The sequence below is a fragment of the Falsiroseomonas sp. genome (assembly GCF_051860665.1).
Lineage (GTDB): Bacteria > Pseudomonadota > Alphaproteobacteria > Acetobacterales > Acetobacteraceae > Falsiroseomonas.
Genome location: NZ_JBHYDM010000011.1, coordinates 135,180 through 148,822 on the forward strand (window position 1 = coordinate 135,180; position 13,643 = coordinate 148,822).

General features: G+C 70.8%; 16 protein-coding genes. 10 read left to right on the plus strand and 6 right to left on the minus strand.

Features of this window, described 5'->3' with window-relative positions; all coding sequences use genetic code 11:
* Nucleotides 1–2 precede the first annotated feature (2 nt).
* From ACTIF1_RS13585 to ACTIF1_RS13600, 4 genes are all read left to right on the plus strand, one after another.
* The gene (locus ACTIF1_RS13585) at nucleotides 3–815 is read left to right on the plus strand and encodes a nitroreductase family protein (protein WP_439596972.1); all 813 of its coding nucleotides are present in this window, start codon (nucleotides 3–5) and stop codon (nucleotides 813–815) included.
* Nucleotides 808–1,485 carry an NUDIX hydrolase gene (locus tag ACTIF1_RS13590; protein ID WP_439596973.1) on the plus strand — a complete coding sequence of 226 codons (678 nt, stop codon included), beginning with the start codon at nucleotides 808–810 and terminating at the stop codon, nucleotides 1,483–1,485. The genes ACTIF1_RS13585 and ACTIF1_RS13590 overlap by 8 nt, the downstream gene beginning before the upstream one ends.
* Nucleotides 1,486–1,558: 73 nt before the next feature.
* Nucleotides 1,559–2,086 carry a hypothetical protein gene (locus tag ACTIF1_RS13595; protein WP_439596974.1) on the plus strand — a complete coding sequence of 176 codons (528 nt, stop codon included), beginning with the start codon at nucleotides 1,559–1,561 and terminating at the stop codon, nucleotides 2,084–2,086.
* 51 nt (nucleotides 2,087–2,137) lie between these two features.
* The gene (locus ACTIF1_RS13600) at nucleotides 2,138–2,929 is read left to right on the plus strand and encodes a hypothetical protein (protein WP_439596975.1); all 792 of its coding nucleotides are present in this window, start codon (nucleotides 2,138–2,140) and stop codon (nucleotides 2,927–2,929) included.
* Nucleotides 2,930–2,932: 3 nt separating this feature from the next.
* Here ACTIF1_RS13600 and ACTIF1_RS13605 read toward each other — a convergent pair whose 3' ends face one another.
* The 5 genes from ACTIF1_RS13605 to ACTIF1_RS13625 form a co-directional block, all read right to left on the minus strand.
* On the minus strand, nucleotides 2,933–3,805 hold the full coding sequence (locus ACTIF1_RS13605) for an MBL fold metallo-hydrolase (RefSeq protein ID WP_439596976.1): 873 nt from the start codon (nucleotides 3,803–3,805) through the stop codon (nucleotides 2,933–2,935).
* Nucleotides 3,802–4,713, minus strand: a complete 912-nt coding sequence (locus ACTIF1_RS13610; protein ID WP_439596977.1) for a DMT family transporter — start codon at nucleotides 4,711–4,713, stop codon at nucleotides 3,802–3,804. The genes ACTIF1_RS13605 and ACTIF1_RS13610 overlap by 4 nt, the downstream gene beginning before the upstream one ends.
* Nucleotides 4,713–5,648: a DMT family transporter gene (locus tag ACTIF1_RS13615; protein WP_439596978.1), complete on the minus strand. Its 936-nt coding sequence runs from the start codon at nucleotides 5,646–5,648 to the stop codon at nucleotides 4,713–4,715. Before ACTIF1_RS13615 ends, ACTIF1_RS13610 begins: the two co-directional genes overlap by 1 nt.
* Entirely contained in the window at nucleotides 5,641–6,402 is a 762-nt protein-coding gene (locus tag ACTIF1_RS13620; protein WP_439596979.1) for an FAS1-like dehydratase domain-containing protein, read from the minus strand. Before ACTIF1_RS13620 ends, ACTIF1_RS13615 begins: the two co-directional genes overlap by 8 nt.
* Before the next feature lie 71 nt (nucleotides 6,403–6,473).
* Nucleotides 6,474–8,090 carry a hypothetical protein gene (locus ACTIF1_RS13625; protein ID WP_439596980.1) on the minus strand — a complete coding sequence of 539 codons (1,617 nt, stop codon included), beginning with the start codon at nucleotides 8,088–8,090 and terminating at the stop codon, nucleotides 6,474–6,476.
* Between the two features lie 124 nt (nucleotides 8,091–8,214).
* On the opposite strand from ACTIF1_RS13625, the gene ACTIF1_RS13630 reads away from it, so the two are divergent.
* The 6 genes from ACTIF1_RS13630 to ACTIF1_RS13655 are packed head-to-tail and all read left to right on the plus strand — an operon-like array spanning nucleotide 8,215 to nucleotide 12,301.
* Nucleotides 8,215–8,952: a class I SAM-dependent methyltransferase gene (locus tag ACTIF1_RS13630; RefSeq protein WP_439596981.1), complete on the plus strand. Its 738-nt coding sequence runs from the start codon at nucleotides 8,215–8,217 to the stop codon at nucleotides 8,950–8,952.
* A gap of 13 nt (nucleotides 8,953–8,965) precedes the next feature.
* On the plus strand, nucleotides 8,966–9,991 hold the full coding sequence (locus tag ACTIF1_RS13635) for a glycosyltransferase family 2 protein (RefSeq protein ID WP_439596982.1): 1,026 nt from the start codon (nucleotides 8,966–8,968) through the stop codon (nucleotides 9,989–9,991).
* Nucleotides 9,988–10,338: a DMT family transporter gene (locus tag ACTIF1_RS13640; RefSeq protein ID WP_439596983.1), complete on the plus strand. Its 351-nt coding sequence runs from the start codon at nucleotides 9,988–9,990 to the stop codon at nucleotides 10,336–10,338. Before ACTIF1_RS13635 ends, ACTIF1_RS13640 begins: the two co-directional genes overlap by 4 nt.
* 2 nt (nucleotides 10,339–10,340) lie before the next feature.
* Entirely contained in the window at nucleotides 10,341–11,486 is a 1,146-nt protein-coding gene (locus ACTIF1_RS13645; RefSeq protein ID WP_439596984.1) for an MFS transporter, read from the plus strand.
* A 10-nt stretch (nucleotides 11,487–11,496) separates the two neighbouring features.
* The gene (locus ACTIF1_RS13650; protein ID WP_439596985.1) at nucleotides 11,497–11,895 is read left to right on the plus strand and encodes a DUF3574 domain-containing protein; all 399 of its coding nucleotides are present in this window, start codon (nucleotides 11,497–11,499) and stop codon (nucleotides 11,893–11,895) included.
* Nucleotides 11,896–11,920: 25 nt separating this feature from the next.
* On the plus strand, nucleotides 11,921–12,301 hold the full coding sequence (locus tag ACTIF1_RS13655; protein ID WP_439596986.1) for a rhodanese-like domain-containing protein: 381 nt from the start codon (nucleotides 11,921–11,923) through the stop codon (nucleotides 12,299–12,301).
* A 6-nt stretch (nucleotides 12,302–12,307) separates the two neighbouring features.
* Here ACTIF1_RS13655 and ACTIF1_RS13660 read toward each other — a convergent pair whose 3' ends face one another.
* Complete coding sequence (locus ACTIF1_RS13660; RefSeq protein WP_439596987.1) at nucleotides 12,308–13,480, minus strand: hypothetical protein; 1,173 nt, start codon at nucleotides 13,478–13,480, stop codon at nucleotides 12,308–12,310.
* Nucleotides 13,481–13,643 lie beyond the last annotated feature (163 nt).

A 13,643-nucleotide genomic window follows, 5' to 3' on the forward strand; every position in this document is an offset into this window, starting at 1 on the left:
TCATGGATGCCGAAGCCCTGATCCGCGCCCGCTACGGCGCCCTGCCCTTCGCCCCGCCCGCCGAAATTCCCGCCGGCCTCGCGCTGCTGCTGGACCGACGGGTGACGCGTAGCTATCGGCCGGATGCGGTGCCGGATGCGCTGCTGGACCTGGTGCTGGCCGGCGCGCAGTCGGCGCCCGCGAAATCCGACCTGCAGCAGTATTCCATCCTGGTCACGCGCGATGCGGCCAAGATTGCGCAGGTGGCGGATGCGATCGGCACCATGCCCTGGATCAAGCAGGCGCCGGTGCTGCTGCTGTTCTGCGGCGATATCCGGCGCGGCCGCCAGGTCTGCGCGGAACACGGCCGCGCGCATGCCAATGACAGCATCGACACTTTTCTGAATGCCAGCGCGGATGCGGCTTTGGCGCTGGGCTTCTGCGTGATGGCGGCGGAGGCGGCGGGACTCGGCACCTGCCCGATTTCCTATGTCCGCAACAACCTGGCGCTGGTGCAGAAGCTGTTCGGCCTGCCGGAGGGCGTGTTCCCGCTGGCGGGCCTGACGCTGGGTTTTCCCGCCGCGCGCAACGCAACCTCCCCGCGCCTGCCGCCTTCCGTGGTGGTGCATCGCGAGGTCTATGACGACCAGAACCTGGCCTCCGCCCTGCCTGGCTACGATGCGCTCCGCCCGCCCGGCAAGCCGCGCTATCCGGAGGTGCATGGCCCGAAGCCGGAAGGCTGCAGCTGGTCCGAGAATGCGGCGCGGCAATTGTCCGTGCCCGAACGCGCGAATTTCCGCGCATGGCTGGCGACGAGGGGAATCAACCTTGGCTGACGCAACGGCCGACAATCCCGGCGGCACCGGGGACCTGGTTTCCGCGCCGCGCAAGCGCACCGTGGTGCCGCGCCATGCGGCGAGCCTCATCGTCTGGCGGCAGGGGCGCGGCGAGCCCGAGATCCTGATGGGCATGCGCCACGCCAAGCACAAGTTCATGCCCAGCATCCTGGTCTTCCCGGGCGGCCGGGTGGATCGCGGCGACCATGGCGTGAAGGCACTTTCGGAGATGAAGCCCGAGACTTTTGCGCTGTTGGCACATCGGGCGAAGCCGTCGCTGGCGCGTGCGCTGGGCGTGGCCGCCGTGCGCGAGCTCTACGAGGAGACCGGGCTGCTGCTGGGCGAGCTGCGTGGCACGCGGCTGCTCGCCGATCTCGCCCCTCTCGACTACCTCTGCCGCGCCGTCACGCCGACCACGCGTAGCATGCGCTTCAACGCCCGCTTCCTGATCGCGCCGGCAGGGGCCGTGCGCGGCGAGATCGGCGGGTCCGGCGAGCTGGAGGGGCTGGGCTGGTATCCGCTGAGCCAGGCGCGGGCCGCGAAGCTGGCGGATATCACGGCCAAGATCCTGACCGAATTCGCCGAATGGCTGGACGTGCCGGCGGATCAGCGGGCGGCGCGGCCGCGGATCGTCTTCCGCGGGCAGGACAACCGGATGAGCGACGGCTGATCGTTTACACCTTCGCAATTATTGCGCAAGATTGGGCCATCGACTTGACCGCCCTGCATCCAGGAGCGTCCCGATGGCTGAGACGATCATCATCCGTGACCCGGATACCGGGGAGATCGACTTCGAGTCGGTGACCGAGGTTCACGATGGCCAGACGCTGATCCTCTCGTCGATCGATTACGATCTCTGGGACGAGCATGACTGGGCGATCTTTCGCACCACCAATTTGATCTATCGCGAAAATTCCGTCGCGGACGTCGCCCTGCCCTCCTCCTTCGACATCACGATGGATGACGGCGGCCGCATCCTGCAGGAGTTTGACTACATCGGATTCCGGCAATCGGTCTCGAACAGCGAACAGGAAACGGTGTATGACGCGCAGGGTCGCGTTGAGTCGGTCGAGCGGATCAATACGAGCGCACCCTTTGACGGCACGCCTTTCGAGAACCTCTTCGCCTTCCGCGAGCAGACAGTCCGGTATGATGTGGAGACGGGAAACATCGTCTCCGTCAGCATCCTCCACCATGATGGCCGGGTCGAATTCATCGAATACGACCCGGCCAGCGGCCAGCGGGAATTCCTCTACTATCTGAAGGACTAGCAGCCGCCCGGCGGTGGGCAGGGCGGTGCGGGAGAGGCTGGCACGGGCATCGTGACGAGTCGCCGTGTGACCGCCCCGGATGGCAGCACGCGCGAAGAGATCAACGATGCGCAGGGGCAGCTGGACTACCTGGTGGAACGCTCGGCCGATGGCGGCATCCGCGCCACGGATTACGATCTTTCCGGCCAGCATTCCTGGGCCAGCTATGCGGTCGAGAACGCCATCATCGACATTGGCACGGTTGATAGTCCGCTGCTGCGGCGCGTCGACGCGGCGATGGATGATGGCCGCAGCGTCCGGCTCGACATCGAGTACTTCAACCTCGACCTCGACGTTACTGCCCGGGGCAGCGAGACCTATACGGTGAAGGATGCGCAGGGCCGTACCCTCTCCGTCGACCAGACCAACCTCACCCCGCCGATCGGCCCGCCCATCGAGGATGTCTTCGACTTCCGCCAGCAGAGCATCGTCTATGATCCCGCCAGCGGGCGCACGGACTTCGTCTCCACGCTCGGCCTGGATGGCACCCGCGAGTCCATCGACTACGACGTCGCCACCGGCCAGCGCGACTATGTCTTCATCCAGCAGGCCAATGGCGGCACCGTCAGCGAGGACTACAACGCCGCCAATGGCGTGCTGGACTACCGGCGCACCATCGGCACGGATGGCAGCAGCCTCGACCAGGACTATGACAGCCAGGGCCGGCTGGACTATGCGGTGGAACGCCTGGCCGATGGCCGGATGCGTGTCACCGACTACGACCTGCTGAACCAGCATGACTGGACCAGCTACAGCATCCTCTATGCCGCCTCCGGCGCGATCCAGACGGTGACGGTGCTGTAGCCGTCAACGCGGTTCGAAGTGCTGGCCATCCTGCGCGGCCTGCCCTTCGGCCACGAGTTTCAAGAGATGCGCCAGCAGGCTGCGCGCCGCCGCCGGCACCAGCTTCACATCCAGCACCGGGCCATAGACGGGCGGCACCAGCTCCAGCGCCGTGGCGCGGCCGGCATGGCGCAGGGCGTGAAACACCTTCGCCTCCCGCTCCAGCCGATGCGCCGCCAGCGCCGCGACGAAGGGCGCCGGGTTCGGCAGGGGCGGGCCGTGGCCGGGCAGGTAGAGGCCCGCCTCCCGCGCCGCCAGTTTCGCCAGCGACGCCATATAGGCCGCCATGTCGCCATCCGGCGGGCTGACCACCGTGGTGGACCAGCTCATCACATGGTCGGCGGAAAACACCACGCCATCCTCGCCCGCGAAGCACAGGTGGTTGGCGCAATGGCCGGGCGTGTGGATGGCGGTCAGCCGTAATTCGTCGCCCTCAACCACCTCGCCATCGGCCAGCGTGACATCGGGCCGGAAATCGTGGTCGCCGCCCTCCCCGCCCTGTTCGGGCGGCGTCAGGTGGGGCCCGAAACCGTAGCTGCGGGCTCCCGTGGCCGCCTGCAGGGCCGCGACCCCCGGCGAATGGTCCCGATGCGTATGGCTGACCAGGATATGCGTGATGGTCTCGCCCTGCGTCGCGCGCAGGATGGCCGCGAGCTGCGCCGCATCCGCCGGCCCCGGATCCAGCACCGCCACGCGCCCGCGGCCGATGAGGTAGGTATTGGTGCCGCGCCAGGTGAAGGGGCCGGGATTGTCGCAGAGCAGGCGGCGCACACCGGGCGCCACCTCCGCCGCCAGGCCGGGCGGCAGCGGATCCTCGCGCAGGAAGGGGATGCTCATCGTTTCCGTCCTCGCACGACGATCTCGCGGTGCATGATGTAGAGGCTGGCCAGCACGATGGCCAAGGCGCCGGCGAGCGTCGAGAGGCCCGGCACATCGCCGAAGACGATCCAGCCGAAGAGCACGGCCCAGAGCAGCGCCGAATAGGAATAGGGCGCCAGGAAGGACACCTGCGCGCTGGCCCAGGCCTCCGTCAGCAGGGTCTGCGCCGCGCCGCCGATCAGCCCGATGGCGACCAGCATCAGCAGGTCCATGGCGCTCGGCGTCACCCAGACGAAGGGCAGCCAGAACAGGCTGAAGAAGGTCATCAGCAGCGACTGCCACAGCACGATGGTGCCGGAGGATTCGGTGGCCGACAGCGTCCGCACCAGCATGGTGGTGCCGGCGGAGAACATCCCATGCGCCAGCGCCGCGATGATGCCCCAGCGCGCCGCGCCGCCGAAATCCCCGGTGAAGGCCCCCTGCCCCAGCGCGATCACGACAATGCCGAGGAAGCCGGCCAGCACCGCGCTGGCACGATGGATGCCCACCTTCTCGCCCAGCAGCGGGATGGACAGCAGGGTGACGAAAAGCGGCGTGGTATTGGTCAGCGCCGTGTGCTCGGCCAGCGGCAGATGCGCCAGCGCGAAGAAGGAACAGGCCTGCGCCGCCGTGCCCGTCATCGCGCGCAGCACATGGCCGGGAAAGCGCCGCGTGCGCAGCGCGCCCGCCAGGTCGCCGCGCAGGCCGATGCGGCGCACCACGATCAGCACCACCACCGGCAGGGCGAAGGCGCTGCGGAAGAACATCTGCTCCAGGAAATGCACGCGGCCGGCCAGGTCCTTCACCAGCACGCTCATCCCCGCGAACAGGGCGCAGGCCAGCAGCATGAAGATCACGCCGCGCTTGGGGTCATGACGGAGCGCCATCAGCGCGCCCCCGCGGCACGGTCTTCGCGCCGGCGCACCTGCTCCCGATGCAGGTTGTAGAGGCCCGCGGCGATGACGACGACGGCGCCCGCCAGCGTGTTCCAGGCCGGCACTTCCGACCAGATCAGGAAGCCCAGCACCCCGCCCCAGAGCAGCGTGGTGTATTCATAGGGCGCGAGTGCGGAGACCGGCGCGATGGCGAAGGCGCGGGAGAACAGCAGATGCGCGCAGCCATTCGCCATGCCGAGGAAACCCAGGCACAGCACGATGTCCCAGCGCGGCACCAGCGGGCCGAGCGGCGGGAAGACCGGCAGCAGCAGGAAGCCGATCGGCACATGCGCCGCCAGCAGCCAGAAGGCGATGGCCTGCGGCGTATCGGTGGCGGCCAGCACGCGCGTCCAGATCCGCGTCAGGCCGAGCGTCGCGGCACCCGCCAGCAGCATCGCCGCCTCCCACCGCCACAGCTCGCCGCCGGGCTGGAGGATGATCATCACGCCCGCGAAGCCCAGGCAGGTGCTGGTCCAGCGCCGCCAGCCCACCTTCTCCCCCAGCAGGGGAATCGCCAGCAGCGTCATGATGAGCGGCGCCGCCGCATTCACGGCATAGGAGGCGCCGAGCGGGAAGGCGTTGAACCAGGCGAGATAGAAGGCCACCGTCACCACGCAATGCAGGCAGGACCGCAGCGCCAGCAGCGGCTTGCGCACCGGCGCCAGGCCGCGCCCGCGCGACAGCAGGGCGATGGCCAGCATGCCGAAGACGCCGCGCCAGATCATGGCCACCGCCACGCCCACTTCCGGCAGCGCCCATTTCACCGCCGCATCGGCGGCGGAGATCACGGTATAGCCGGCGACGATGATGGCGATGCCGCGCAGCGTATTCTGGGTCAGCGGCAGCCGCGGGCGCGACGCCGCCGTGCCGGTTTGTCGGTCAGCCAATAGCCGGGGCCAGTACCGCTTCGGCCTGCATGCAGGTGGCGCCGGTTTCGTCCCGCGTCTCCAGCTTCACCTCCTCGCCCTCGACCTTGCCCAGGATGGTCAGCGCCCGCCCATCGAAGGCCGGGCGGCGGCCGCGGAAGGCGAAGCTGTGCAGGCGTTGGCCGGGCGCATGGTCCAGCGCGTGCTGCGCCATCAGCGTCGCCTGCAGCGGCCCGTGCACCACCAGGCCGGGATAGCCTTCCTCCCCGGTCACATAGGGGTGGTCGTAGTGGATGCGGTGGCCATTCCCGGTCAGCGCGGAGTAGCGGAACAGCATCACCGGGTCCGGCAGCACGGTGGCGGTGGCGGCACCGGGCCAATCGGGCGCGGCCGCGCCGGGCTTCACCGCGGCGCCCTCGGCACCGCGATAGACGATGTCCTGCTCCTCCTCCAGCGCCAGGCCGGCGGGGCCGTGCAGCAGATGGCCGACTGTGACGAAGACCAGCCGGCCGGAGCCGCCCGATTTCTCCTCGACCTTCAGGATGGTGCTGGTGCGGGTCACCACGTCATCCGCATGCAGCGGCACGGGGTGGAAGCGCAGCCGCCCGCCCGCCCACATGCGGCGCGGCAGGTCGTGCACCGGCGGCAGGAAGCCGCCGCGCTTCGGGTGGCCGTCCGGGCCGATCCCCTCCGGCATCACCCAGTCCTGGAAGAACATCCAGTGCCAGAGCGGCGGCAGCACCTCCGGCACCGGCCGGCCCAAGGTCGCGGCCATGCCCCGCAATAGGCGGGGGTCCAGCCGGTCCTCGCGCGTTTCCGTCCGGCCGATGAAATCCTGGTACGACATCAATCCTCACGCAGGTAGAGAAGGTAGTTGTTCATGTGCACCACCCGCGTGTAGTGCCGCCAGGTCTCGGCGAAGGCGGGGTGGCGGGAGAAATAGGCGATGGGGTCGAAATCCTCCGCCCCGCAGCGCGGAATGCCCGAATTCTTCGCCACCAGCACCGCACCGGGGGGCGCCCGAGCGAAATCCTCGGCAACGGTGCGGTACACCAAGAATTCGGGGCGGGACATTTCCCAGGGCTCGCGGTAGCGCGGCGCGCCCTCGGGGCAATCGGGATAGGCACCGATCAGCAGCCAGAGGTTCATGGTGCGCAGGGTGGACCGCGCGCGGGCATAGTTCAGGGCCGGATAGACCGGGTAGACATCGGGCGAGAGCACCAGCAGGCGCTCGCCCGCCACCTCCCGCTTCAGGGTCGCAGTCAGCTGGCCCTCCGCCAGGCTGGCGTACCAGATCTGCCGCCAGGGGCTTTCGCCCCGCACATGCACGGCGGCGACCGCGACAACCAGGGCCAAAGCGAGCATCGGCGCGGCCTGCTGCGCGCGGCCGGCGGGCAGGGCGCGGTCGAACCAGCGGGCCACCACCCAGCCGGCCAGCAGCGCGGTGGCCATGGCCATCGGCACCACATGGTAGGACCAGCCCTTGTGCTGCACCCAGGCGGAGAGGAAGCCGCCGATGCCCATCGCCGCCAGCATCCGCGCCGGGATGCCGGCGCCGCGCCAGGCCAGCAACGACAGGGCCGCCAGCAGCGCCAGCAGCGCGGCCCCCAGCTTGTCCGTGAAGATCACGTTGAACAGGCCGATGCCGCCATTGGAGAGGTAGAAATCCATCACCAGCGGCACGACGAAGCCGAGATAGTCCGGGAAGAAGACCGGCAGGCTGGCCAGGTACAGCGCCCAGATCGCCGCCATCAGCCAGGGCAGCCTGTCCCGCAGCGCCGTGGCGGCACCGCGATGGACCAGCACCAGCGCCTCCACCAGGGCCGGGATCGCCAGGAAATGCGGCTTCAGCGCGAAGCCCAGGGCGGCGGCGATGGTCACCGTCAGGGCCAGGCCGCGCGGCGTGGCGATGCCCTGCGCCCGGCGGGCCGCCAGCAGCGCATAGGGCAGCGCGAAAAGCGCCATCAGGTGTTCCCGCTGCCCCACATCATAGGCCGCCACGACGATCACCAGCGGGATCAGCGCATCCAGCGCCGCCCCTTCCACCGGGCCCTCCTGGTCCCGCTGGCGCAGCCGCAGGCACAGCCGCCAGGACAGCGCGCAGCAGCCGATGACGCAGAGCAGCCAGGACTGGACGATGTCGAGCGGGCTGAACCGGTCGATCAGCGCCGGGATGGCGGTCAGGACGAAGATCAGCGGCGGGTTCACGTCGATCAGGTCGCGGAACAGGCTCTCGCCCGCCACCCAGCGTTCGGCGAAGTTCAGGATGGCGGCGACGTCGTGGTTCAGCGGCGGCGTCAGCACCATCAGGAAGAAGGCCAGCGCCGGCAGCAGGGCCAGCGCGCGCAGCAGCCGCGCCCGGGTCGCCGGCTCCGCGGGGCTGAACAGGCGCGGCGTGGGCGCCGCCTCGGCCAGGGGCAGCGCCTGCTTGGGGCGGGGCTTCGGGGTCACGGGAAGGCTCACGGCGGCCGCATCCTCGGCGGGCTTCGGTTAAGGTGCAACCTCATTGCGGCGCGCATGCGGCAGGGCTGCCCCGCGGCCGCCGCCGGGACGCCTTGCGGTCGCCCCGGTGCGGCGTCACAAGAGCGTGGTGGAACCCGCTGAATACGAATTGATGGACGCGGCCGAGGACGGCATGTGGTGGTTCCGGGCCGCCCATGCCCGGGTCCTCGATGCGCTGCGCACCCGCCCCGGCGCCGCCGGGCCCGTGCTCGATGCCGGCTGCGGCACGGGCGGCTTCCTGCTGCGCCTGGCGCAGCAGCTGCCGGACCGGCCGGCGATCGGCCTGGAATACATGGCCGATGCGGCGCGCCGCGCGCTGCAGAAATCGGGCCGCCCGGTCACCGCGGGCGACGCCAATGCCCTGCCCTTCGCCGATGCCAGCTTCGGCGCCGCCGTCTCCATCGACGTGATCTGCCATGCCGGCGTGGACCCGGCGCGCGGCATGTCTGAGCTGCACCGGGTGCTGCGGCCCGGCGGCACCGTGGTGCTGAACCTGCCGGCCTATGAATGGCTGCGCAGCGCGCATGATGCCCGCGTGCATACCGCGCGCCGCTACACCGCCGGCAGCGCCCGCGCCCTGTTGCAGGCGGCCGGCTTCACCCGGATCTCCACCCGCTACTGGAACGGCCTGCTGCTGCCGCTGATGGCCCTGCAACGCAAGGTCCTGCAGGCGCGGGAGGATGCGCCGAGCGACGTGACCCATTTCCCCCCCTGGATCGACAAGACCCTGCACGCCGTCTCGGAGATCGAGCGGCGGATCGGCGGCGCCGGCATCCCGATGCCCGGCGGCGGATCCGTCCTTGTCATCGGCACGCGGCCCTGACGGAGAATGCGACGTGACTGAGATCCTCGCCCCACCCATGGGGGCTTTCGAAGCCGATCTGGAGGCGGGCCTGTCCTCCGGCGTCGCACCCATCGGCCTGTCCATCGTCGTGCCGGTCTATCGCGGCGCCGCCACGGTGGGCGCGCTGGTCGAGGCGCTCTCCGCCCTCCGCCCGGCGGGGGGCCTTGAGATCATCCTGGTGAACGACGGCAGCCCGGACAATTCCGGCGAGGTCTGCCGCGCGCTGGCCGAAAGCGCCACCGTGCCGCTGGTCTATGTCGAGCACGCCCGCAACTTCGGCGAGCACAACGCCGTCATGTCCGGCCTGCGCCAGGCCCGCGGCGCCTTCGTCATCACCATGGACGACGACCTGCAGAACCCGCCGGAGGAGGTGGTGCGGCTCTACGACCATGCCCGGCTCGGCGGCTGGGACGTGGTCTATACGCGCTACGCCAAGAAGGAACATGAGGGCTGGCGCAACCTCGGCAGCCGCTTCGCCAATGGCGTGGCGGATATGCTGCTCGACAAGCCCCGCGGCCTCTACCTCTCCTCCTTCCGCTGCATGAGCGCGATGGCGGTGCGGGAGGTCGCGAAATACAGCGGCCCCTACCCCTATGTGGACGGGCTGCTGATGCAGGTGACGCAGCGGCTGGACAGTATCGAGGTGAAGCACCTGCCCCGCGCCGAGGGCCGGTCCAACTATACGCTGAAGCGGCTGGTGCTGCTCTGGCTGAACCTCGCCACCAATTTCTCCGTCCTGCCGCTGCGCATGGCGATCCTGGCCGGCGCCGCCATGGGCGTGCTGGGGCTGATCGCCGCCGCCATCGTGATCTTCGAGGGGCTGAGCGGGGAGACGCCCTCGGGCTGGGCCTCGATGATGACGGTGACGCTGCTGGTCGCCGGCGTGCAGTTCCTGATCCTCGGCGTGCTCGGCGAATATGTCGGCCGCGCCTTCCTCTCGGCCAATGGCAAGCCGCAGGGCGTGGTGCGGGACGTGGTGCGGGGCGGGGAACAGGCTGGTGGGGGGGCGGGGCGGTGATCGCCGCCTGGGCGACGCTGGCCGCCGCCATCACCACCTCCCTCATCGGGCAGATCCTGCTGAAGGCCGGCGCCTCGGGCTCCGTCGCCGCGGAGGCCGGTTTCCTGGACCAGCTCTTCCGCTGGCAGACCATCCTGGGCCTCGGCTGCTACGGCGGGGCTGCGCTTCTGTACATCATTGCCTTGCGAAAGATTCCCATGTCGGTCGCGCTGCCCTGCACGGCGGCCAGCTACGTGGTCATCGCGCTGATCGGCTGGGGCATGTTCGGCGAGAGCCTGGGCCTGGCCAAGGTGCTGGCGATCGGCCTGATCTCGGCCGGCGTGGTGCTGCTGGCCACGACCGCCTGAAGGTGTCCCCCGGCCTGGTCCTGGCCGCGCTCGGCGTCACGCAGATCCTCGGCTGGGGCACCGCCTATTTCCTGCCCGGCGTGCTGGGGCCGGCGATGGAGCGGGACCTCGGCCTGCCCGCCGGCGGCGCCTTTTTGGGCATCGCCATCCTGCTGGGCCTGGCCGGCTTCCTCTCACCCATGGTGGGGCGGGGCATCGACCGGCACGGACCGCGCGCGGCCATGGCCTGTGGCTCGCTGGCCTTCGCCGCCGGCCTCGTCCTGCTGTCCCTGGCGCAGGGGCCGGTGCTGGCCATCGCGGCCTGCCTGGTGATGGGCCTGGCGGGCGCCCTGGCCCTGACCGAGGCGGCCAATGCCGCGCTGGCGACGCTGGGGGCGGAGGGGGCGCGGCGGCGGCTCGGCCTGCTGGCGCTGGCCTCCGGCCTCTCCTCCGCCGTCACCTGGCCGGCGCTGGCGGCCCTGGAAGCCAGCTTCGGCTGGCGCGGCGCGGTGCTGGCCTCGGCCGCGGCGCATCTGCTGCTGGCGCTGCCGCTGCATGCGCTCTGCATCCCCGCCGCACCGCGCGGCGCCCGGCCGGCGAAACTGCCCGGCGGGCGGCTGCCGGCCCGGCTGCGCTGGCTCTCCGCCGCCTTCACGGTGCAGACGCTGGTCGGCAGCGCCATCCTGGCGAATATGGTGCTGCTGGTGCAGGCACTCGGCATGGACCGCGCCAGCGCCATCTGGTGGGCGGCCCTCGTCGGGCCGGCGCAGGTGGCGGCCCGGGCGCTGGATGTGCTGGGCGGGTCGCGCTTCAGCGCCGTGACCACCGCCTCCGCCGCGCTGCTGCTGATTCCGCTGGCCCTGCTGCTGCCGCTGGTGGCGCCGCTGAGCATCGCGGTGGCCGCGCCGGTCTTCGTGCTGACCTATGGCCTCGCCTCCGGCATCATGTCCGTCATGCGCCCGGCCTGCGTGATCGAGCTGCATGGCACGGAAGGCTATGCCACCGTGGCCGGGCGGGTGATGGCGCCGGTGACGGGGGCCATGGCCATCGCGCCCGGCCTCTTCGCGCCGCTGCTGGCCTCACTCGGCGCCCAGGCGGCGCTGGCCGTGGCGGCGGTGGCGATGCTGGGCGGCTTTGCCCTGCTGCGAGTCGCGGCCCGGACGCGGTAGGCTGCGCGCCATGCGAAGCCTCCTCCTGCTGCCCCTGCTCGCCGCCTGCGCCGCCACCCCGCCGCCCTGCCCGCCCGGCAGCACGGCGGCGACCCGGCTGGAAGGCTATTTCGGCCGCAACGCCCAGGGCGCGGAGGTGGTGGATGACGCCGCCTGGACCCGCTTCATGGATGAGGTGGTGACCCCCGCCTTCCCCGATGGCCTGACCGTGCTGGACGGCGCCGGCCAGTGGCGCGGCACCAGCGGCCGCCTCGCGCGGGAGCGCAGCAAGGTGCTGGTGGTGCTGGCCCCGGGCGCGACCCCGGCCGAGGCCGCGGCGCGGCTGGCCCCCGTCATCGCCGCCTTTCGCGGCCGCTTCGCACAGGAAAGCGTGATGGTGACGACCGCCGAGGCCTGTGTGAGGTTCTGAGCCTCGTACGAGGGAAGGAACCGCCATGCCCACCACCGTGAAAGACATGCTCGCCGCCGCCAATGCCGCGGTGCCGCGCATCTCCGCCGCCGAAGCCCGGGCGCTGGCCGCCGAACCGCAGACCGTGCTGCTGGATGTGCGCGACGCGGCGGAGGTGAAGGCCAGCGGCAAGGCCAAGGGCGCGCTCGCCGTCTCCCGCGGCCTGCTGGAATTCCGCGCCGATCCCGAGAGCCCGCTGCATGACGCGGCCTTCGACCGGGCGAAGACCATCATCGTCTACTGCGCCTCCGGCGGCCGCTCCGCCCTCGCGGGCAAGACCCTGAAGGACATGGGCTATGCCGATGTCCGCAACCTCGGCGGCTTCAAGGACTGGGTCGAGGGCGGCGGCGAGGTGGAGAACGCCTGAGCGGCCCTACCGGACCAGGGCCGCAAGGCTGCGGGCATAGCCCTCGGCCAGGGCCTCCGGGGTGCGCTGCCGCTGCAGGCGCCGCATATTGGCGGCCTGCCGGGTATGGCGCGCCGGGTCGAAGTCCTCGGCCAGGGCGCGCAGCAATTGGCCCAGCTCGGCCTCGTCCCGGCAGAGGAAGCCGATATCGCCCGCACCCTCGAAGAAGCGCTCCAGGCTGCGATGGCGCAGCGCGACCACCGGCTTGCCCGCCGCCACCGCATCCAGCAGCGTGCCGCTGGCCGCCAGGTCGTAATAGCCGCCCTGCGCCGGGATGCAGACGTAATGCAGCGCCTGCAGCCGGGCGAGATAATCCTCCCGCGCCAGATGCCGCTCGTCCGGCGGATCGGCCAGGCCGTCCATCGGATGGCCGGCGAAGTCGCGATGCAGCGGCCCCACATGGTGCAGGCTGAGGCCCGGCAGGCCCGCCAGCTCCGCCGCCAGCCGCAGCCAGAGATCGAAGCCCCGGCCGCGGGTCGCGATGCCCAGCGTGCCGATGCGCAGCGGCCGCGCCGGCAGCGGCACCTCCGCCAGCGCCGCGCCGGCCGGGTGCGGCATGACATCCACCCGGCCCGCCAGCCAGGGGGCCAGCTCCACCAGCGCCTCCGCCACATGATGCTCCAGCGCCAGCAGGCGCAGCTGCGGCCCTGGGCAGCGGCGCAGCGCGGCGTGCAGGTCGATGCAGCGGACCAGCGGATTGCGCGACCGCCAGCCCTCCCGCAGGGCATTCACCTCCCCATGCAGCGGCAGCTGCACCGGCGGGCCGCCCATGCGCTGCAGCAGCCAGGCGGCGAAGATGGCGGCGGGCGTGCTGGAAGAGACCACCATGGCGGCGGTCCGCCCCGCCTGCGCCGCATGCACCTGGCGCAGCGCGGCCAGGCTGTGGCGGATGCGCGGGAAGGAGGAATGGGTGACGGCGGCACCGTCCTCGCAAAGCGCGAGCGGGTGGAAGGTCAGCCCGGCCTCGCTGTCCAGCAGCTTGCGGACCGCGTCCAGATGCGTGGGATCCGCCCAGAAGCCGACCTGCCGGCCCGGAAAGCCGAGCGCGATGGTCCGCAGGAAGGCGGCGTTGAAGGGGGCATGGCGGCCATGGCGGTTGGACAGCTCCACCACGGCGACGGGGCCCGGGCGCAGAATCATCCGGCGCAGCCGTGCCGCGCGAACTGGCCCCTCGACCCTGTCTGGCGCGCCATTCTCCCCTCCGTTTCCCTGGGGAGATATTGCGCGATCCTCACAAGAATTGGGACGGCCGAATGGCTTGTTTCGGCCATCAAGATTCCGGGATTTCGTTCCTTTTCAGCAA